General features: G+C 46.3%; 18 protein-coding genes. 8 read left to right on the plus strand and 10 right to left on the minus strand.

The features are described 5' to 3' along the window. Positions 1-40 precede the first annotated feature (40 nt). From GJS45_RS11710 to GJS45_RS11735, 6 genes are all read left to right on the plus strand, one after another. The gene (locus GJS45_RS11710) at positions 41-1,975 is read left to right on the plus strand and encodes a fumarate reductase/succinate dehydrogenase flavoprotein subunit (RefSeq protein ID WP_162342031.1); all 1,935 of its coding nucleotides are present in this window, start codon (positions 41-43) and stop codon (positions 1,973-1,975) included. Between the two features lie 29 nt (positions 1,976-2,004). Then, a complete protein-coding gene (locus GJS45_RS11715) occupies positions 2,005-2,754 on the plus strand; it encodes a succinate dehydrogenase/fumarate reductase iron-sulfur subunit (protein ID WP_162342032.1) in 750 nt (249 codons plus the stop codon). Positions 2,755-2,918: 164 nt separating this feature from the next. Continuing rightward, the gene (locus GJS45_RS11720) at positions 2,919-4,343 is read left to right on the plus strand and encodes a sodium:solute symporter family protein (protein ID WP_162342033.1); all 1,425 of its coding nucleotides are present in this window, start codon (positions 2,919-2,921) and stop codon (positions 4,341-4,343) included. Between the two features lie 14 nt (positions 4,344-4,357). After that, entirely contained in the window at positions 4,358-4,798 is a 441-nt protein-coding gene (locus GJS45_RS11725) for a GNAT family N-acetyltransferase (RefSeq protein ID WP_162342034.1), read from the plus strand. 1 nt (position 4,799) lies between these two features. Then, positions 4,800-5,870, plus strand: coding sequence for an alanine racemase (locus GJS45_RS11730; RefSeq protein WP_162342035.1), 1,071 nt, complete (start codon positions 4,800-4,802; stop codon positions 5,868-5,870). A gap of 166 nt (positions 5,871-6,036) precedes the next feature. Continuing rightward, positions 6,037-6,615, plus strand: coding sequence for a porin family protein (locus GJS45_RS11735; protein ID WP_235954727.1), 579 nt, complete (start codon positions 6,037-6,039; stop codon positions 6,613-6,615). 31 nt (positions 6,616-6,646) lie between these two features. On the opposite strand, the gene GJS45_RS11740 is transcribed toward GJS45_RS11735, so the two are convergent. The 3 genes from GJS45_RS11740 to GJS45_RS11750 all read right to left on the minus strand — a co-directional run bounded on the left by GJS45_RS11740 (position 6,647) and on the right by GJS45_RS11750 (position 9,681). Then, complete coding sequence (locus GJS45_RS11740; RefSeq protein WP_162342037.1) at positions 6,647-7,528, minus strand: carbohydrate kinase family protein; 882 nt, start codon at positions 7,526-7,528, stop codon at positions 6,647-6,649. Continuing rightward, on the minus strand, positions 7,521-8,864 hold the full coding sequence (locus GJS45_RS11745) for a sugar porter family MFS transporter (protein WP_162342038.1): 1,344 nt from the start codon (positions 8,862-8,864) through the stop codon (positions 7,521-7,523). Before GJS45_RS11745 ends, GJS45_RS11740 begins: the two co-directional genes overlap by 8 nt. Positions 8,865-8,991: 127 nt before the next feature. Continuing rightward, positions 8,992-9,681 carry a hypothetical protein gene (locus GJS45_RS11750; RefSeq protein ID WP_162342039.1) on the minus strand — a complete coding sequence of 230 codons (690 nt, stop codon included), beginning with the start codon at positions 9,679-9,681 and terminating at the stop codon, positions 8,992-8,994. 241 nt (positions 9,682-9,922) lie between these two features. Here GJS45_RS11750 and moeB point away from each other — a divergent pair, with 241 nt between their 5' ends. Beyond that, positions 9,923-11,068 (plus strand): molybdopterin-synthase adenylyltransferase MoeB, encoded by a 1,146-nt coding sequence (moeB, locus tag GJS45_RS11755; protein WP_162342040.1) that lies wholly within the window; start codon positions 9,923-9,925, stop codon positions 11,066-11,068. 30 nt (positions 11,069-11,098) lie between these two features. On the opposite strand, the gene GJS45_RS11760 is transcribed toward moeB, so the two are convergent. Next, complete coding sequence (locus GJS45_RS11760; protein ID WP_162342041.1) at positions 11,099-11,608, minus strand: DUF4494 domain-containing protein; 510 nt, start codon at positions 11,606-11,608, stop codon at positions 11,099-11,101. Positions 11,609-11,807: 199 nt separating this feature from the next. On the opposite strand from GJS45_RS11760, the gene GJS45_RS11765 reads away from it, so the two are divergent. Further along, the gene (locus GJS45_RS11765) at positions 11,808-13,286 is read left to right on the plus strand and encodes an SLC13 family permease (RefSeq protein ID WP_162342042.1); all 1,479 of its coding nucleotides are present in this window, start codon (positions 11,808-11,810) and stop codon (positions 13,284-13,286) included. 31 nt (positions 13,287-13,317) lie between these two features. Here GJS45_RS11765 and truA read toward each other — a convergent pair whose 3' ends face one another. The 6 genes from truA to GJS45_RS11795 all read right to left on the minus strand — a co-directional run bounded on the left by truA (position 13,318) and on the right by GJS45_RS11795 (position 20,623). Continuing rightward, positions 13,318-14,118 carry a tRNA pseudouridine(38-40) synthase TruA gene (gene truA / locus GJS45_RS11770; RefSeq protein WP_162342043.1) on the minus strand — a complete coding sequence of 267 codons (801 nt, stop codon included), beginning with the start codon at positions 14,116-14,118 and terminating at the stop codon, positions 13,318-13,320. Between the two features lie 690 nt (positions 14,119-14,808). Continuing rightward, positions 14,809-15,483 carry a plasmid pRiA4b ORF-3 family protein gene (locus tag GJS45_RS11775; RefSeq protein WP_162342044.1) on the minus strand — a complete coding sequence of 225 codons (675 nt, stop codon included), beginning with the start codon at positions 15,481-15,483 and terminating at the stop codon, positions 14,809-14,811. Positions 15,484-15,850: 367 nt separating this feature from the next. Then, positions 15,851-17,194 carry an enolase C-terminal domain-like protein gene (locus tag GJS45_RS11780; RefSeq protein WP_162342045.1) on the minus strand — a complete coding sequence of 448 codons (1,344 nt, stop codon included), beginning with the start codon at positions 17,192-17,194 and terminating at the stop codon, positions 15,851-15,853. 55 nt (positions 17,195-17,249) lie between these two features. Then, positions 17,250-18,515 carry a galactonate dehydratase gene (gene dgoD, locus GJS45_RS11785; protein WP_162342046.1) on the minus strand — a complete coding sequence of 422 codons (1,266 nt, stop codon included), beginning with the start codon at positions 18,513-18,515 and terminating at the stop codon, positions 17,250-17,252. Positions 18,516-18,551: 36 nt separating this feature from the next. Then, complete coding sequence (locus GJS45_RS11790) at positions 18,552-19,790, minus strand: mandelate racemase/muconate lactonizing enzyme family protein (protein WP_162342047.1); 1,239 nt, start codon at positions 19,788-19,790, stop codon at positions 18,552-18,554. A 143-nt stretch (positions 19,791-19,933) separates the two neighbouring features. Beyond that, complete coding sequence (locus GJS45_RS11795) at positions 19,934-20,623, minus strand: hypothetical protein (RefSeq protein ID WP_235954728.1); 690 nt, start codon at positions 20,621-20,623, stop codon at positions 19,934-19,936. Positions 20,624-20,803: the final 180 nt, after the last annotated feature.

The raw sequence follows: 20,803 nt of genomic DNA on the forward strand, positions 1-20,803 counted from the left end.
TAAAAAATTGAAATTAAAGGGAATTTAAATTTGAATATTAATGAAGCTTAATTCAAAAATACCCAGTGGTTCTTTGGCCGAAAAATGGACGAGTCATAAATTCAATGTAAAATTGGTCAATCCAGCCAATAAGCGAAAATACGAAATAATTGTCGTTGGAACGGGTTTGGCGGGAGCTTCTGCAGCGGCCTCATTAGCCGAATTGGGATACAATGTGAAAGCGTTTTGTTTTCAGGATAGTCCCAGGAGAGCCCACTCTATTGCAGCCCAGGGCGGGATTAATGCAGCCAAAAATTATCAAAATGACGGAGATTCGGTTTTTCGTTTGTTTTATGACACGATTAAGGGAGGAGACTACCGCTCCAGAGAAGCAAATGTGTATCGGCTTGCGCAAGTATCGGTAAATATTATTGATCAATGCGTGGCTCAGGGGGTTCCCTTTGCCAGGGAATATGGCGGCTTATTGGCCAACAGGTCCTTTGGTGGTGCTCAGGTATCCCGGACCTTTTATGCCCGAGGCCAAACCGGACAGCAATTGCTTCTGGGAGCCTATTCCGCATTGAGCAGGCAGGTCGCCAACGGAAAGGTAAAGCTATACCCAAGAACAGAGATGATGGACGTGGTAGTAGTGGATGGTAAGGCCAGGGGTATTGTGACCCGTAACCTTATTACCGGAGCCATTGAATCTCACAGTGCCCATGCAGTGTTGCTATGCACCGGTGGGTATGGAAATGTTTTTTTCTTATCTACCAACGCGATGGGTTCAAACGTCACTGCCGCCTGGCGTGCACACAAAAAGGGAGCCTTTTTTAGCAATCCATGTTACACGCAAATCCACCCGACCTGTATCCCCGTGTCCGGAGATCACCAATCCAAATTGACATTGATGTCCGAGTCTTTGAGAAACGACGGAAGGGTTTGGGTTCCTAAAACCGTTGAGGTAGCAGAAAAGCTGCGGAAAAGAGAAATGGCACCAAAGGATATCAAAGAGGAGGATCGGGATTATTACCTGGAAACAAAATATCCTTCTTTCGGAAACCTGGTTCCCAGAGATGTGGCTTCCCGAAACGCGAAGCATGTCTGTGATGACGGTAGGGGAGTAAATGAGACGGGTGAGGCGGTATTTCTGGATTTTAGAGACGCTATCTTGAGAGACGGAGAAGATGCCGTAAGAGGGAAGTATGGTAATCTATTCGATATGTACCAACAAATTACCGGAGAAAACCCCTATAAAACGCCCATGATGATTTACCCGGCGGTCCATTATACCATGGGCGGGCTATGGGTAGATTATAACCTGATGACCACCGTTCCGGGCCTGTATGCCTTGGGTGAAGCGAATTTTTCAGACCACGGTGCCAATCGTTTGGGAGCATCTGCCTTGATGCAGGGATTGGCGGATGGTTATTTCGTAGCCCCCTACACCGTTGGTGATTACATCGCAGGATTGTCCTATGATAAGGTACCGGAAGACCATCCGGAATTCCAAAAAGCGGAAGAAGAGGTAAAATCCAGAGTGAAGCAACTCTTGGAGATCAATGGGAGTAAAACAGTGGATCACTTCCACAAGAAATTGGGGAAAATCATGTGGAATCACTGTGGGATGGCTAGAAATGCGGCCGGCCTGACGAAAGCCAAAGAAATGATCCGGGCTCTGAAAGAAGAATTCTGGTCCGATGTAAACGTACTGGGAACCGGGGAAGAATTAAATCTCTCGTTGGAGAAAGCTCATCGGGTAGCCGATTTTCTGGAATTGGGAGAATTAATGGTAGACGATGCCTTGCACCGAAACGAATCTTGTGGTGGTCACTTCAGGGACGAATACCAAACTCCGGAAGGGGAAGCTTTGAGGGACGACGAAAACTTTGCCTATGTAGCTGCCTGGGAATATTTGGGAGAGGGTAAAGACGAAGCACTTCATAAAGAAGCGCTGGTATTCGAAAATGTCAAACTTACCCAACGAAGCTATAAATAATTCATTGAACCTAAAAAATTCATTACAACATGAATCTAACGTTAAAAGTGTGGAGACAGAAAAACACCTCTGACAAAGGTGCTTTTAAAACATATAAAATTAGTGGTATTTCGGCAGATATGTCCTTTTTGGAGATGTTGGATGTGCTGAACGAAGATCTTTCCGGCAAGGGAGAAGATCCGGTTCATTTTGATCATGACTGCCGGGAGGGAATCTGCGGTATGTGTTCCTTGTACATAAACGGGCAACCACATGGCCCCCAGCAGACGACCACTTGCCAATTGCATATGCGTTCTTTTAAAGATGGAGAAACCATTACGATTGAACCCTGGAGAGCCAGTGCGTTTCCGATCGTAAAAGACCTGGTGGTGGACAGAAGTGCCTTTGACCGGATTATTCAATCGGGCGGCTACGTTTCGGTGAATACCGGGGGGGTGCCGGATGCGAACGAAATTCCGATACCAAAGGTAATTGCGGACGAATCGTTTGATTCGGCTACCTGTATCGGATGTGGTGCTTGCGTGGCGGCTTGTAAAAATGCTTCTGCCATGCTTTTCGTATCTGCCAAGATTTCCCAACTGGCCTTATTGCCTCAAGGGAAGGTGGAAAAAAGAGGACGTGCTGAAAAAATGGTGGCACAGATGGATGCAGAAGGTTTTGGTGCCTGTACCAACACGGGAGCATGTTCGGCTGAGTGTCCTAAGGAAATTAAGCAAAGTAATATTGCACGAATGAACAGGGAATATTTCTCCGCTTCTGTAAGCACAGAAGAAGTGTGAGATTCTCAGATAAAAACTTAAAAAGACCGGGTAACCGGTCTTTTTTTTTATTCACTTTCCAATGACAATTGCTTTTCCCAATCGTCAAACATGAGCAAAAGATTAGGAATTTTCAGTTTTTATTACATTAATGGGAAGCAATTTCTTGACTTAACCAGTAAAAAATGGCTTTAGTAGATTTATCCATCTTTATCATTTACATGATATTAATGCTTGGAGTAGGCTTTTACTTCATGCGAAAAAATACCGGTCAGGATGATTATTACGTGGGGGGAAGAAACATCGGGAGCTGGCACATTGGTCTTTCGGTAGTAGCCACGGATGTAGGAGGTGGCTTTTCGGTAGGTCTGGGTGGTTTGGGTTTTTTGATGGGACTTTCAGGCAGTTGGATGCTGTTCACCGGCCTTTTGGGTGCCTGGATGGCAGCGGTTCTTCTAATCCCCAGAGTTCGGGCCGACCCCGCATTTAAAAACTTTTATACACTCCCACAGATTTTCCAATACTTGTTTGATAGAAAAGTGGGTGTGGTAGCCGCGGTGATCAGTTTTGCCGGGTATTTGGGTTTTACTTCATCACAACTGCTGGCAGGTGCCAAACTGGCAGCTGGAACATTTAAACCCCTGGATTTGGATCTTGCCCTGCTGATCATGGGGATCATTGCAGTGGTGTATACGGTGCTGGGAGGACTTAAGGCGGTAATTTACACGGATACGGTACAATGGATCGTATTGATGATGGGATTTATCTTTATTGGGCTGCCGGTATCTTATTTTCACGTAGGAGGGTGGGAGGCCATTCGTGACACGCTGCCAGCAGAATACTTCTCACTGACAAATTTGCGCTGGCAGGATCTGGCTAATTGGGGAATTACCATCTTACCGATTTGGTTTGTGGGAATGACGCTCTACCAGCGGATTTTTGCCAGCACGGATGTGAAATCTGCCAAAAAAGCCTGGTTTATCGCGGGCTTATTTGAATGGCCCATCATGGCTTTTATGGGCGTTTCCCTGGGACTATTGGCCAAAGTAGCCTTCGAACAAGGGCTTATTGCAGTGAGTCAGGAAAACCTGGACCCGGAAATGGGCCTTCCCATTTTGTTGAGTACGGTGCTTCCTCCCGGGATTATGGGTTTGATGATGTCGGCTTATTTTTCCGCCGTTCTTTCAACAGCGGACTCCTGTCTGATGGCTGCGTCCGGAAACCTCACCACCGATATTTTTGGCAGGTACCTGAAGACTAAGAAGGATGGGTTTGTGATGCGCATAAGTCAGTTGTTTACCCTTTTAATTGGTATTGTGGCGCTGATCATTGCCATACAGATGACAAACGTGCTAGAGTTGATGCTTTATTCTTATGCCTTTATGGTGTCCGGGCTGTTGGTGCCCATCATTGCAGGGTTGTTTTGGAATATGCGCTCTCCACTGGCAGCGATTTCATCCATGATCCTCGGTGGCGGAACCACTGCGGTTCTCTCCATGTTAAACCTGGAACTGCCATTAGGTCTGGATCCCAACTTTTTTGGAGTTTTAGCATCTTTAGCAGTGTTTTTGCTTATTTATAGGTTAGAAAAAAATGAAAAGATAAACTAAACGCGATCGGATAAATGTCTACAATAGAAACACTTTCAGCAGCAGATCATGCCACGGCTTCACAAAAGCACGAAGTAGCCGATTTTTTGTTTCAACACCTGGATCAATACGGAGATCCGAAAGAGGATATCATGCGTTGTCTGGATTATGCATTGGATCAGTCGGATGAAAAAGGAGGTTTTGCAGTCCTGGCAAGGGAGGATGGTAAGATAGTGGGAACGGCCGTGTTAAATCGGACCGGAATGGCAGGCTATATACCGGAAAATATTCTGGTGTACATTGCCGTAGATGCCTCCCAAAGAGGAAAAGGGTTGGGCAAAAAACTCATGAAAAGGGCCATTGATATGGCCGAGGGAGACATTGCCCTTCACGTGGAGCCGGATAATCCGGCTAGAATACTGTACGAAAAACTGGGGTTTACTAATAAATACCTGGAAATGAGACTGAAAAAATAATATGGCTTTCTTAAACCTTTATCGTAATAAACTTAAAGAGAATTTTGATTTCCTGAAAAAGGAATTTGACACCAATGAGGTATCGTGGGGAGTGGTTTCGAAAGTTCTCTGCGGCAACCGTAAATACATTAAGGAGTTGATAGACATGGGAGCAGACGAAATTCATGATTCCCGGATCAGTAATTTGGCAAAGGTAAAGGAAATCAATCCCGAGGTTCAAACCGTCTACATCAAGCCTCCGTCCAAGCGAAACTTGGCGGATATGGTCAAGTATGCGGATGTCAGCCTAAATAGTGAGCTAAATACCATCCGGTGGATAAGTGAGGAAGCCGTTAAGCAAAATAAAAAGCATAAGATCATTATTATGGTGGAAACAGGCGACCTCCGGGAGGGCGTCATGGGAGATCACCTGATAGACTTTTATGCCAAAGTATTTGAACTGCCCAATCTGGAAATTATTGGTTTGGGCACCAATCTTAATTGCCTGAACGGAGTGATGCCCTCTGCTGATAAATTGATCCAATTGTCCTTGTACAAACAGATTATTGAATTGAAATTCAATAAAAAGATTCCCTGGGTGTCAGCAGGTACTTCTGTTACCATTCCGCTCATGCTTCACAAACAGCTGCCAAAGGGCGTTAATCATTTTCGCGTGGGGGAAACCCTGTATTTTGGAGTAGACCTTTTCGAGGAAAAAACCATCGAAGGCATGAATCCGGATGTTTTTGAACTTTTTGCGGAGATTATCGAAATGCAGGAGAAACCCTTGTTACCTTCCGGAAATCTGGCGAACAATCCGCAAGGTGAAACGGTAGATATTGATGAGTCGCTGTATGGAAAATCTTCGTTTAGAGCCATTTTGGATTTGGGTCTACTAGACGTGGATCCCAAGTACATGATTGCCGATGACGGCGAATTTGAAATATTGGGAGCGAGTTCGGATATGCTTATCATCAACCTGGGAGAAAATCCGGAAAAATACAAGGTAGGTGATTTAATCAAATTCCGACTTAAATACATGGGAGCGTTGGCCATTCTTAACTCCAGCTACATCGAAAAACGGGTGGTTTGACCTAATTGGGGAGGAATACGACTTTCCGAAATAGGGTCCGGAGATCGTATTTCGACAACTCAGAAGAAAGGCTTTCTTAGGGTCGGCTCTTTTTGGCATAAAATTGGTTTACTATGCTATTGAACAAACCAACTTTATACCAATCATGAGAAAAATAGGAATCATAATGATCATAGCCGTACTTGGTCTGCAAGTACATGGAATGGCACAAACCAGCCAAAAAATGGATTCGGGTTTCGGAATACGTGGCGGTGCCAGCTTTTTTAACTGGGGTGGCGAGGATATCACTGGTAATGATTACACCAACCGCACGGGGTTTCATGCCGGTGTATATGGCAACAGTTTCATTGGGGATCGATTTTCTGTAGAGCCAGGCTTGTATTATTCCGTGAAGGGAACGCAGAATGACGACATGGTTAATTCCAGAGCAGTATTGAATTACCTGGATGCGCCTATATTGTTTCGGCTTTATGCCACTGACGGCGTTAATTTGTTTTTAGGGCCACAGGCATCGTTACTGCTAGGTTCCTCTTTTGAGGCAGATGCGCTCGGGAATACCTATGGCTGGGAAACCGATGCAATCAATGACTTTGATGCAGGAGTGGTCGTCGGGCTAGGTTACAATCCCCCAAAAGGACTGAATTTTCAGGCAAGTTATGATTTTGGGTTAGTGCCGGTATTTGAAGATTCGGATGCCAATGTATATAACAGGGGGTTTAAAGTAAGTGTAGGAATCAGTTTTTAATCCCCAGACAAAGCTAAGGGAGGGCTTGCAGTTACAGGTTTTGAATGTGCTGGATGTCCTCCATTTTGTAAACGGGCGTACCCCCGGAATAGGTGGCAACGAGAGCACCCAATGCACAGGCGAAGTCCAATATCTTTTCGGGAGAATCATTCGCCAGGTATTTGTACACGAAGCCAGCCAGAAAGGCATCTCCTGCACCTACCGTATCCTTAACCGTAACGGGATACCCCGGATGGCTGATAATTTCTCCGTCCTGATAAAGGGCAGCCCCTTTACTGCCCAATGTGATGCAAATTAGTTCAAAATCAAAAAGCTCATTTAATTTTTCCAATGCGGCCTCCATTTTGCTGGGAAGGTCATAGAAATCAGCCAAAAGGGTAAGTTCGTCTTCATTGATCTTCAATACGTCGGCCTTCGTTAACAAATGCTCGATTAAATCGGCAGTATAGAAAGGCGGCCTTAAGTTTATGTCCACAATTTTTAGGGCTGGGGTTTCCAGCAATTTATCAAGGGTGGCTTTACTTTCCTCCCCTCTTGCAGCAAGGGTGCCGAATATAAAAGCGTCGGCATTTTTCACCCCCTTCTCCATGCTTTCGGTCCATTGAATGTAGTCCCAGGCAGCAGGCTTTACGATTTCGTACCGAATGTTTTCCTTGTCCTGATCGTTCACGACTACGGTTCCTGTGGGGTGGACAGGGTCTTTCTGAATAAAGCGATCCGAGAGCCCGAAATCCTTAACAAAGCTGATCAATTTATTTCCAAGCTTGTCATCACCAATTCTAGAAATCATTTCCACGGTCATTCCTAAATGGTGTAATTGGAGGGCTACGTTCATGGGAGCTCCTCCGGCGATACTTTCTTTTGGAAAAATATCCCACAGCATTTCTCCGAAACAGATAATTTTTTTAGGCATTTTCTTTACTAAATTCTTGTTGAATTTCTTCCAGGGATCTGCCTTTGGTTTCAGGCATTTTAAATTGCACCCACAATAGCTGCAATACCATCATCAGGGCAAAGAAACCAAAGATGATTACCGGGCCAAATTGGTTGGCAAAGAATGGAAATACATTGGCAATTAGGGCAGCAAGAATCCAATGGGTAAAACATCCGATGGATTGGCCATAAGCTCGTATTTCATTGGGAAAGATTTCGGAGATAAATACCCAGATTACTGCACCTTGTCCGATGGCATGAGAGGCGATAAACATAAAAACAAAGATTGGCAAATAACTACTATTTATTTGACCACCTGAAAATGAATACGCGATCAAACACAAGGAAATGATGTATCCGACGGATCCTGTGTACATCAATTTTTTACGACCGATCCGATCAATTAAAAATAAACCCAGCATGGTCGCCACCATATTAACTGCACCGATACCTACGGTGGAAAGCAAGGCACTTTCGGCACTAATACCGGCCATTTCAAATATCCTGGGGGCAAAATAAATGATGGCGTTGATCCCTGATAGCTGATTGAACATCGCAATGAAGATCGCTAGTAAGGTTATTTTTAGGTATTTAGCATGAAACAAGGCAGAAAAACTCACTTTTAGCCTATTGAGCTTTTTCTCTTCCAGCGCTAGCCGAATGGCTTCTGAAACCCCTTCCGGATCCGTGCGTTTCAAAATCCGCTCGGCGTTTTCAAAGTCATCCCTTTTAGCAATTAACCAACGGGGACTCAGTGGTACCTTTAATACCAACAAGGTATAGATGAGAGCTGGAATGGCTTCCACACCCAACATCCAGCGCCAGCTATCTACTGCTATGCTTATATCAATCAGGTAATTAGAAAAATAAGCTACCAGAATACCAAAAACCAAATTAAATTGAAACAGGGCCACCAGCTGACCTCGATTTTTTGCCGGTGATATTTCACTGATGTACATCGGGGCTACTACCGAAGAAGCTCCCACCCCTATGCCTCCGATGAAACGGAATACCATAAAAGAATAGACTTCCGGTGCCAGTGCGGAACCGAGGGCAGAAATGAAGTACAAGACACCAATACCTATCAACGATGATTTTCGCCCGTAACGATCGGCAGGAATGCCTCCAAATAAAGCACCGATCACCGTGCCGTACAGGGCAATGGCCACCGCCATGCCATGGCTCCAGTCACTCAGTGCCCAAACTTCCTGAATCTGTCTTTCAGCACCTGAAATAACGGCGGTATCAAAACCGAATAAAAATCCTCCCAATGCCGCAACAACGGAAAGAAATAGTACATAACTGTTGATTTTCATAAAGTAATTACTAACGATAATAACTTTTAAATCTAAACAGATATGTGCTTTTTAAAAAGAGAAAACAGAATTTATCTCGAAATAGAAAACAAAAAGAGAAGCTGGTCAGTATTGCTGCCGCTGGTTTTTACTTACCAATAAAAATCCGGTAGTAAAATTGGAGCTGCATGAGCATGTCGGCCTTGATTCTCTTCTGCTGTTGATTATTCCCTTCCAGTTCAGAAAAGGGGCTTACTACTAGTGTTGCTTCTACTCCGATGTCCGCATCTGACTTCAAATCCTTGAAAATACCCACCCTAAAGGGAATGTAGATTCCAGCGTCGGAAGCAGAATAGGTCTCGGTTCTTCTGGAAGGATCATTTAGTATTAATTTCTCATCGGTTCTTTGGGAATAGTAATACCCCAGGCCTAATCCCGTATATACCTTTATCAATGAAGGTAGGTAACCGCTCTGATTAGGGTTGAAATGGTAAATGGGCATGATATCCGCAAAATAGAGGTTTCCTTTGAAGGCATGAGGCAAATTTGATTCGGCTATCTTGTCTATTTGTTCCGCATTGTAAAAATCACCACTATTTATCATTTGCCAGCCAACCGTTGCTTTCACATCAAAGAACGTTTCAATTTTTTTGCTATAATCCAAACTCAGAACAGGAAGCACCTTAAATTTGAACTTGCTGTGAACGCCCGTATTGTCTCCGTACATCTTAGCGGGGCCGATACCAATGCCCAATCTGTCCGTCCTATTATCCTGAGCAAAGGAGGATAGCGAAAAAAAGAATAGGATGCCGACAAAAGTTAATAAAATTGTTTTCATTCGAGTTTCGGTTTTAACACGCAAGTTAGTAAAATCACCTCAATGTATAAAAGAATCTGTATTTGAAACCTGGAAATAGAATTTTTGGTTTAATTTTAAGTGAATTTCTACCCATTCATTGCGTATAGATAGGTACGTGGTTCGATGTATTTTGGATTTCCTATCCCAAGTAAGATTTAAAGTACATTCTTTAATCAGATTGGTTGAGGTGAGGGAGAAATTTAGCATTGAAAATTGGCTTATGAGCAACAACATTTTTTCTGATAAGGAATTTGAACACTACAGCCGGCATTTTGCCTTGCCCGGATTCGGAATTGAGGCCCAGGAAAAGCTAAAAAAATCCCGGGTGTTGGTCGTTGGTTCCGGCGGTTTGGGAAGTCCCCTGCTCTTGTACCTGGCCGCGGCAGGAGTAGGACAGATCGGAATTATAGATTTCGACCGGGTAGACCCTTCTAATTTACACCGGCAGGTGCTTTTTGATGGATCTCAGATTGGCGATGCCAAGGTACTGGCAGCAAAAAAGAGGCTTGAAGGCATCAATCCTTTTATACGGATTGAAACCTACGAACAGCGGCTAACCTCGGGCAATGCCCTGGAAATCATATCCGGATACGATGTGGTGGCCGATGGGACGGATAATTTCCCAACCCGGTACCTGGTAAATGACGCTTGTGTATTGACTGGAAAACCGAATGTGTACGGTTCGGTCTATCAATTTGAAGGCCAGGTGGCGGTATTTAATTACCGGGATAAAGAGGGGAATACGGGACCGAATTATCGGGATTTATATCCCAGCCCCCCACCGGCGGGATTGGTGCCCAACTGTGCAGAAAGTGGTGTACTGGGAGTGCTTCCGGGGATTATTGGGAGCATACAAGCACTGGAGGTGATCAAAATCATAACTGGAGTCGGAGAGGTTAGTAGTGGGAAAATAGTTCTTTTCGATGCCTTAACCTTAGTCAGCAGGAACTTTACCATCAAGAGGAAGAGCGGAAACCCCCTGAATGGCGAACGGCCCACGATCAACAAATTGATCGATTACGAAGCATTTTGTGGGGTAAATACAGCATACAAAGTGAAGCAACTTTCCGTCGAGGCCTTTCGGTCGTTACAAGCCCAAGGCGAAAAATATCAGCTAATTGACGTTAGGGAACCCTATGAATACGAACGGTCCAACCTAGGGGGTGAGTTGGTGCCCTTGGCACGCATTGATTCCTACGCGAAACAGATTGTCAGGGATAACAAAGTGATCGTCCACTGTGAAATGGGGGGGAGGAGTGAACAGGCCATCAAGCAGCTGGAAGATAATTTTGGGTTTTCCAATCTGTTTAATCTGGAGGGAGGTATTAAAGCTTACCTGGCCAAATACCAGGAGGATTTAAAATAAGGGTTCAGAGGAAACTGAGGCACATGGTTTCTATTGCCCCTCTTCTTCCTCAGGATTCCGGTTCTCCAATGGTTTTAAGTTATCCGGGATAGCAGGATTGAGTTCCTCATCGTCTTTTTCATAGGGAAATATCTCCACGATCGGACTTTCGCTTACTTCAGGCACATTAAAACTAACCAGCATGTTGTTCAGGCTCTCGTAAATTCGTTCGTAGGCCTCTTTTACATGGTGGGCAGTGACAAGCATGTATTGGGTCACCTTTTTTTCCTTGCCACTATCTGCATCCGCCACGATGTAGGTAATCTTGCATTTGTGCCAAACGTCAATATCATCGTAGAAAAACACATCCACAATATTGCTTTTACCGATACTCGTTACCTGAAAGTCACCGCGGATAACGCTGCCGAGCATGTCGTATATGCGGGCTTCGGCCTCCGTAAAGGAGACAGCATCTACCAGGTATTGTTCGGATACATTTTTGAGCAAGCCCTGCTCGTTTTCTTTGGCATATTTTACTTTACACAAAAACCAGGTTCTCATAATTCGTTCGCTTCAGAATTGCTTTGGAGCCACGAAGGTAAACCGAAATCCCTAAAACAAAAAAAGGTTTTTTTCAAATCGTTTGCAACCCTTCCTAATAATTAAATCCTTTACTTTATTGCCAAATCATTCGCTTTTTTACAGTAGTTCTTGAAAATTCAGCTTATTTTGGTGCTTTTCCAACCACCAAGTGCCAGTGATGAATGTATCAGGGAATGCCAGTGGCGTATCTGCTGCCAATAATTTCGGTCTTTTTTTGGGACCTTTTCTGTTTGCTGTATTTTTTGTCGGGGAGTATGCTGCGATCTGGACCTTGGGTGACAGCGGAAGCGTCATTGCGCTTGGAGTTTGGATGTTGTGTTGGTGGGTTACAGAGGCGGTACCCATACCTGTTACGGCCCTATTGCCCATGATTTTATTGCCCTTGATGGGCGTTTTCGAAATGAGCGAAGCTACCGCTCCCTATGCCAATCCGATCATTTATTTGTTTATGGGAGGGTTCATCATTGCCCTGGCTATGGAACGCAACCAATTGCACCTGCGGATTGCACTAAATTTGATCAAATTCACCGGAACCCGACCGGATGGGATCATTCTGGGTTTTTACCTGGCAACCCTGTTTTTGAGCATGTGGATTAGCAATACGGCCACTGCGGTGATGATGTTGCCCATTGCCCTGTCCATTTTGCAGTTAATTCAGTCTACCAATCCGGATCTGGCCGGGAAAAAGGGCTTTTCCAATTTTGCCTTTGCCCTGATGTTGGGCATCGCCTATGCTGCCAATATTGGCGGAGTGATCACCATTATCGGTACTCCTCCCAATGTGGTATTGGTAGGATACATGCAGGAATTGTACGGGGTTTCCATTGATTTCAGCCGCTGGTTACTGATTGGTTTGCCGATCGGTCTTATCATGGGCTTGCTGATGTATGTGCTACTGGTGAAAGTGGCTTATCCCAATAAACTGGGACATATTGCCGGGTCAGCGAAAGTCATTCAGGAGCAGTTGCAGGCGCTGGGGCCGGTGAGCACTGCCGAAATCCGGACCGCGGGCGTGCTGGTGATGACGGCACTACTTTGGATTCTCCGGAATCCTTTAAACAAACTTTTGCCAAATGCTTTTTTAAACGATACCATTATTGCGATGATAGGGGGCGTGTTGGTGTTTTTAATCCCGGCATCGCGCCTTCAAGGAAGGCGGTTGCTGGATTGGAAGAGCATGCAGCAGCTTCCCTGGGGGATTTTACTGCTTTTCGGAGGAGGGATGTCGCTCGCTAAGGGCATGGAAGCTGCCGGGATCATTCAGGGAATTGGTGGGTACATTTCCGAAAATCAATGGTTTTCCGTCGCGGTACTGGTACTGGCCCTCACAGCCGTTTCCTTGTTTCTAACCGAAGTGATGAGTAATGTAGCACTGGTAACCATCTTCCTTCCGGTGGTCATGGGGATTGCTAATGGGTTGGGGGAGGAGGTATTGTTATTTGCGATACCGGTGACCATGGCAAGTAGTTTTGCCTTTATGCTTCCCATTTCCACTCCTCCCAACGCCATTCTGTTTAGTAGCGGGTATATTGGCATGCGGGAAATGATGAAAGTAGGCATTGTATTGAATTTGCTTGCAATACTACTGCTGTGGATTGCTGCCTATTCGCTGATTTATTGGGTATATGTGCGTTGAGGTCATGAATTCGCCTAATACCGCTGAGAATTTAAGAAATGTCCAGGCTTTCGGTTCTGAAAGTCACCTCCTCCAGTACCAGTCCTACGGCAGGTGGTTTTGGGCATAAGGGACTTTTTTCAGTACTTTGCAAGGCTTTTTCAAGCCTATCCAGGCTAAGTTCACCGTTGCCAAGCATAAAAAGGGATGCTGCCATTCTTCTCACCTGATGCATCAGAAAACCCGCTCCTTTTACCCTAAATACCCAGGTGTTTTCTGTTGGAAGCCAGGGTAAATCCTCCTTTACAGGATGGATAGCGGCGTAATCGATTTGCCGGATAAAATTTTCGGTATTTTTCCCGGGGCTGCAAAAGCGGCGAAAATCATGTTGGCCCTGAAAAAGCGACGCCCCTTGTTCCATTAGGGGCAAGTTCGGGTTTTTGCCCGCGTAGGCCAGGGTTCCGGTCAGAAAGGGATGGGGTTTTTCGCCGACCGAAAAAAAGTAACCGTACTGTTTGCGACACACATCCTGAATGATGTTGAAAGAAGCAGGTACAGGCTGGCAACTCAGCAGCCGAATATCCGGAGGTAGGTTTTCATTGGCATGGAACAGGAAGGAAGCTGTGTCGAGTGGATGTTTTAAAAAAAGCTCAAAGGCTCCATTAAGGCAAGAAACGCCACTATCCGTTCGGCTGGCTCCCAGCAGCGTGAAATCTTCATGGCCAAGCAGGTAGCGGAACCTTCGGTGCAGGGTGCCCTGTATGGTTTTCACTCCTTTTTGGACCTGCCAGCCATGGTAGCGCAGGCCCAGATACTGTATCCGAAACAGGTAAGTGTAGGGACGGGTTTGCATGAGGTAAAACTACGGTTTGGGAAGAAAGAGTGCAAGGGCAGGCCTTAGGGTTGCAAATAGCCAGAGTTTGCGCTGACAGGTGTGCAGGTAGGCAATATGGGTACCGGTGATGTTCATGGCTCAATATAGAAATCAGAATAACCACAAGGGAATTTTATTTTTGTGGCCAATTTCAATACTATCTGCTACAATATAGGCATTTTGTTCTTAGCTAATTTGTTTTTGAGTTTTAGACTTTCCGCCGATTTCAAATAGTTGCTTACCTATCCTGAAATCACCGGCAGTGGAATACTCATTAGGATGATGTACGGATAGCTGATTTATAAAAAAGCTTTCCCCAATACTACCAATATCCGCATCATGATAGGAAAGGGAATAGGAAATATTGGGATGATACACTATTGGAATTCACGAAGACTATATACGATAGGTTATTTTGTTTTGTAGGCGCTATCAAATTGATTTGTTACAACCTTTTTGTCTTAAATCAGGTCGCCATCCTTTTACGAAGGAAATAACATGTTGTAAAGTCCGAAGATTTCCTAAACGCTGATTAAACCGGCGGACCTTAATTCAGCCCTGAGCGCAGTTAATCTGGAGTAAGTGGAATAGATCTTTGTTGCCAGGTCTGCTGCCTCCTGCTGAATACCGGGTGTATCCGTAGCTATTTTCAGTAATAGGGCTATCCTTTCATAAAAATTCCATCCATCCCTCCTCAAACGATTGGCGGGTATCCCGACTCCATTCACTGGAATGGAAATAGGCCTTTAATGTTTCGTTTATCGGAGAGATAGACACCTTTTCCACTTCATAGGGCGTTTTCATGTCCAGTCCCAGCCACTCCCGGTAGGAACGGTATTCCGGATGTTTTTTATTGTCAATGGCATCACAAAATTCCTGATAACCCCAGGGCCCGCCTACATCTTCCGGAGGACACTTACCAAAGGCATCCAGGCAAACGGGAAATCCCTCAAAATGCAGAAGCTCCTGTTTGGTAGGTTTAAAAAGGCTGATCTTATGCCACCAATCATCCCCAAAATCATACCAGTACCAAAGGTTTTTTCTTCCCAGCATTTCCATGAAATCTCTTTTAAGAAGAATCCTGTGGGCCTCAAACTCATTCGGGGGCAGTTCCTCAAAACCATCGATTTCTCCGAAGCTGGCAATAAGTTTCGGTCGCTGCCGGGTGTCTACAAATTGAAAAAGGTGACTAAATGTCCAGCCCATTGCAATTTGAAGGATGCCGTGAAGTTGCATCATGTTGATGTAATCGGGAACCAATAGTTTTCTGTACACCCCATGAGGCATGTTTTCAAGCTGAATATCCAGTTTGATGGGGTTCAGGTGAATGTTTGAGGAAGACATAGATTTATAGGGTTACTGCAGCGAAGAACCCCTGCAAGTTAGCCGACAATTCGAAATTTTCAACCAAATTTGAAAGGATTTTGTAGTTGACCCAATTGCTGTTTTCCATCCTAATCGGATTTAAGATTGAAGAAAATAGATTGAAATAGATTGATAAAGATTGGAGAAAAGAGATTGAAATAGATTGAAGAAAATAGATTGAACAAGATTGAAAAATAGGCCAATCTCCCCTCAATCTCCCATCAATCTGACACCTGAGCCTGTCGAAGGCAATCCCCTCAACCCGGCACCGAACAAGGCCCAATCTCCCTTTCAATCTCCCCTCAATCTGACGCCCGAGCCTGTCGAAGGCCAATCTCCCCTCAATCTAAGGCCGTATAATCGTCCCGTCAAACTTCCTTACCGTCCAGTTGGAGCGGGTATGCATGGGGTACTTTTTGGCCAGGTCCTCGTTGATGTCCACACCCAGTCCCGGAGCTTCGTTTACCCACATGTAGCCGTCTTTCATGGTCGGTGAACCAGGGAAGATTTCCCGGGAAAGGTCGGAAATACGCGCCGCTTCCTGAATGCCAAAATTCCATACCGCCAGGTCAATGTGTGCATTGGCGGCATGCCCTACGGGCGATACATCCCCCGGGCCATGCCAGGCAGTTTTTACTCCGTAAAATTCTCCCAGACGCGCTACTTTCATGGCCGGACTGATGCCTCCGATTTGGGAAATGTGGATCCGGATATAATCAAACATCCGGTTGGTAATGGGCTCCTTAAATTCGTTGATATTGTTAAAGAGTTCGCCCATGGCTAGCGGAACCGTCGTAGCTTCGCGAAGGGCTTCAAACCACTCCATCTGCTCCGGAGAAAAGGGGTCCTCGATAAAAAAGGGATGGTAGGGTTCGGTACTTTTGACCACCCGTATGGCATCCATGGGCTCCAGTCGCTCGTGGATATCGTGCAGCAATTCTACTTCTTCACCACATTGCCGGCGCACGGTCTCAAAAAGCTTCGGTACATCTCGAATGTATTTGCCCTGATCCATGTACTGGTCGCTTTCCCGCCCATAACTTTGTTTTTTGAAATCCGGCTCTCCGGTAAGGCCGGTTCCACCATAGCCTCCTTGCTGAATGCGTACATAGCGGTATCCCTCCTCCATGTAACCGGATACCTGGTCGGCAGCAGCTTCCGGGGTATTGCCACTGGCATGGGTATAGCAGGGAACTGCGAAACGAGATTTCCCACCTAATAGTTGGTAAACAGGCATATTGGCCCGCTTGCCTTTGATGTCCCAAAGGGCCTGGTCCAGACCGCTGATGGCGTTGTTCAGGACGGGGCCGTTGCGCCAGTAGGAACTGACAAAGGCGGATTGCCACATGTCTTCAATATTGTCTACATCCTTGCCCACGCAGAAATCCTGCAGGTATTTTTCAATCGCTGTAATGACAGCAAAGGCCCGCTGCGTAAAGGTGGCGCAACCCAATCCATACAGGCCGGGTTCGGAGGTTTCTACCTTTACCACAATCAGATTAGAGCCGCTGGGAGCCGTACCGATGGCGCGTACATTGGTGATTTTTAAGGGCGGAAGACCATTTAGAGAAGCCGGTCTTTCGCTGTCTGTCCGGGCATTCGCTTTCGGAGGCATGCCTAGTAATCCAGCGGCAGCACCCAGGCCCAGTCCTTTGAGTAATTTTCTTCGGGTAGTGTTTGTCTGAAACATGTTGTTGATGGGTTTATTCAAATAGAGTAAAATGCTAAGTTTGCAGCGATTAATTTCACCAGTCCACCACGGATCCGTCTCTCGGATCGTAGGTTTCGGGATTGGTCCAGTTGTGTCCGATTTTATCCGCCAGTGCATCTTCGTCCAAGGCTATGCCCAGTCCCGGTCCCTGGGGAAGCAAAACCGTGCCGTCGGATTCAAGTTGAAACGGTTCTTTCAGGTATCCTTCGCCCAAGGAAACCTGCTCTTGAACCAGAAAGTTGGGAATACTGGCGGCCAATTGAATCCCGGAGGCCAGGGAAATGGGGCCCATGGGATTGTGCGGGGCGATAGCTGCATAATAGGCTTCTGCCATTCCCGCAATTAACCTGCCTTCCGTAAGCCCCCCTGCATGACAGAGGTCCGGCTGTAAAATGCCGGCAGCCCCTTTTTCCAACAATTCCCGGAAGCCCCATTTGGTAAAGATTCGTTCGCCGGTGGCAATGGGTAAATGCGTGCTTTGGGCAATGTCCACCAATACATCTACATTTTGGGCCTGGCAGGGCTCTTCGATAAACATGGGTTGGTACGGTTCCAGGGCCTTGATCAATACTTTGGCGGTCTGCGGAGAAATGGCCCCGTGAAAATCAATGCCAATGTCCATTTCCGGTCCACCCGCTTCCCTGAGTGCGGCAAAATTATCCACGGCATGGTCAATAAACGCCGGGTTTTCCACCATCCGGGCGGGCTGTTTTTTGGCTACCCCGGTTTTGATGACCGTGTAGCCTTCGGCCTTGCGTTTCTTCATTTCTTTGGCATTGCTGGCCCGACCGTAAATCCGCACCCGGTCCCGGGTTGGGCCACCGAATAGTTCGTAAACGGGGATCCCCAGCAATTTACCCTTGATATCCCAAAGGGCCTGGTCGATGCCGCTCAATGCAGAGGTCAGGATCGGACCACCCCGGTAAAAGGCATGCCGGTAGATGGCCTGCCAATGATGTACCACCCGGCGGGGGTCTTTCCCAATCAGGTAGGGTTCAATTTCCTTGATGGCCGTCTGAATGGTCAGGGCCCGTCCTTCCAGCAAAGGTTCACCTAGTCCGGTAACGCCCGCATCCGTATGGATTTTCAGGAATATCCACCGGGGTTTGACCAGAAAGGTTTCCAGTTTGGTGATCCTTACCTCATTTTTTCGCAGGTTCTGTGGATCGGGCTGCCGCGCATAGGAGGATAGGGGAAGCATCAGGCCGGTACCGGCCAGCCCCAGCACCGACTGTATAGCTGTCCGCCGGGACACGGAGTTGGGATTTTTGCTACTGGTTTTGTTTAGTGGGTGTTTCATAGGGTTGGGAAATGTTTGGTTCAGTGCACGCGATATTTACCAGTTATGAATGGCTCCGTCCGGACTCTTTAAATAAGGATGAGTAAATTCGGTATTTTTGCTAACCTCAAACAGGAAATCGGCTTTTTCCGGATCAAAAGTGACCCCCAATCCGGGTCGGTCATTGAGGTGCACTTTTCCTTCTCTGAAATCTATGAAATCTTCATTAAAATAAGCGGCTTTTTCCGGTTCTCCGCCAGCCAGTTCGATCATGCAGCGCGTTGGACTGGAGGAGCCCAGCACATGCACCAGCGCCGCCGTGGAAAGGGGGCCGGTAAAGTGGGGGATGATACCCACGTAATGGGTTTCGCCGATGGCGATGATTTTTTTCAGCTCCGAAATGCCACCGGTATTGGGAAGCGTCACCCGGCTGTAATCGATCAGGTGGTTTTCCATCAGTACATTGCTGTCCCAGCGGTCGCCAAATTGTTCACCCACTGCAATGGGCACTTTGGTCATGTTACGGATGGTCCGGTACACTTCCGGGTTCTCCGATCGGATGATGTCTTCCACAAAATAGGGCTCCAATTCTTCCAGGGCATCGCAGATTTTGATGGCTTCCGGGGTATCAAACCGGGTGTGCAGGTCCACCGCCCAGTTGCCGTTGCCTCCGACTGCCTTGTCCAGTTGCTCACAGAGGGCGATGGTCTTTTTGCTGTGTTCGTAGAAATCAAAGGGCAGTTCTCCATTGCCTCCGGTAGGCCCGATGCGGTAGCACCTCAGTCCGGCCTCCAGGCAGTCCTGTGCTCTTCCTTCCATGGTAGGGGCATTGGATCTTCGAAAACCCGTAGCATAACATTCCACGTAATTTCGGGTTTTTCCGCCCAGTAGTTCGTAGACAGGAACATCCAAGGCCTTACCTTTCAAGTCCCATAGGGCCATTTCAATGGCACCCAGCCCATGAAGTTTTTCTTTTCCGGGCGGATAAAACATGCCCCGGTACAGGTATTGCCAGAGGTGTTCGATGCGGAAAGGGTCCTCCCCGATCAGCATTTCTGCACATTGCCGTACCATATCAGGAGTACCGCCTTCCCCAATACCTATCAGGCCGGAGTCGGTTTCTACTTCCACGATGCCTCTTGCCTGATTAAATAACGGTTTGTTGTAACCGGGGGCGGCGTAGTAGCGGATTTTTTTGATTTTAAAATCAGAGCGGGCCTGGGATACAAAGGGAAGGCCAGACAAGGTGGCCATGGTCCCAAGGGAACCCAGTTTTAAAAACTGTCTTCGTTGCATGGGTTATTTGGGTAAATTTCGTATAATCTTCTAAAAAATCCTCAAAAATGCAAATGTAATGCGGTGAAAAGAAGGGAAGCCTTCTATTCTAATTCCCGGATTACAGTAAACCCGGCACTGCCAATAGGTGCCTGTGCGTGAATTCAGTTAAATTGGAATCTCAATGCCAGAGAAGGCTGAATAAGCGAGAACCCTGACCTAATAGGAGCGAGCATTAAATCTCCCTGCTCAGTATACGTAGCACTGTCTCTGGTTAGGTAATTTATTTCCCCCGAATTCACATAATTCACTTTTAGCTCCAGAAACGTATCCCTGCTGGAATTCAACGCAACCATGACCCCAGCACCTGCCTGCATCATCATGGCCCAATCGTAATGCTCCGTCCCCGAGGTTATGGGATCGGCCAACCTGTTTTCCCGGATGCGTGACCGGGTAAACGTATGCATTCCTCCAACCTGCCCTTCCAAAAAGGGACGGAATTTCCAATTCAAATCCGGCATCAACCTGATTACTCCCATGAGGTTGACATAATTGTTGTTTCTTCGGATGCGGAATCGTTGGTTTACGCCAGGGAAAATATCCCTTCTTTTGATCACTGCCGTTCCATAGCGCCCATACCCTAGTTCTGCACCAATGAAAAGTGGAGTGCTTTTTATGCGATGCAAGCCGCTGGCACTCCATTCCGGTATAACACTTATCCCTGACTCCCTGTCGAATGTTCCGGTGGGAATACCTGATTTCAGATGGATGCCACCCATTAATTGCTGCGCATTCCCTTTCTGAATGGTAAAGGAAATGGAGAGGAGGACGAATAAGAATAGCCGTACGTTCATGTTTTCCAATGGTTTAGGGGATAGCGTTATATTATAAACTATACGAATAGATTAGATAATTGGTTTTTTCTGTAAAAAAAATTATGGCTGATCAAATTCCTACTTGAAAGGCAATACCCGATAGGCCTCATTGCTGTATTAAAATCATAAAAAATAGGGTCGGACTTGTCACATTTTCCT

It is taken from the genome of Cyclobacterium salsum, from assembly GCF_010119245.1.
GTDB lineage: Bacteria > Bacteroidota > Bacteroidia > Cytophagales > Cyclobacteriaceae > Cyclobacterium > Cyclobacterium salsum.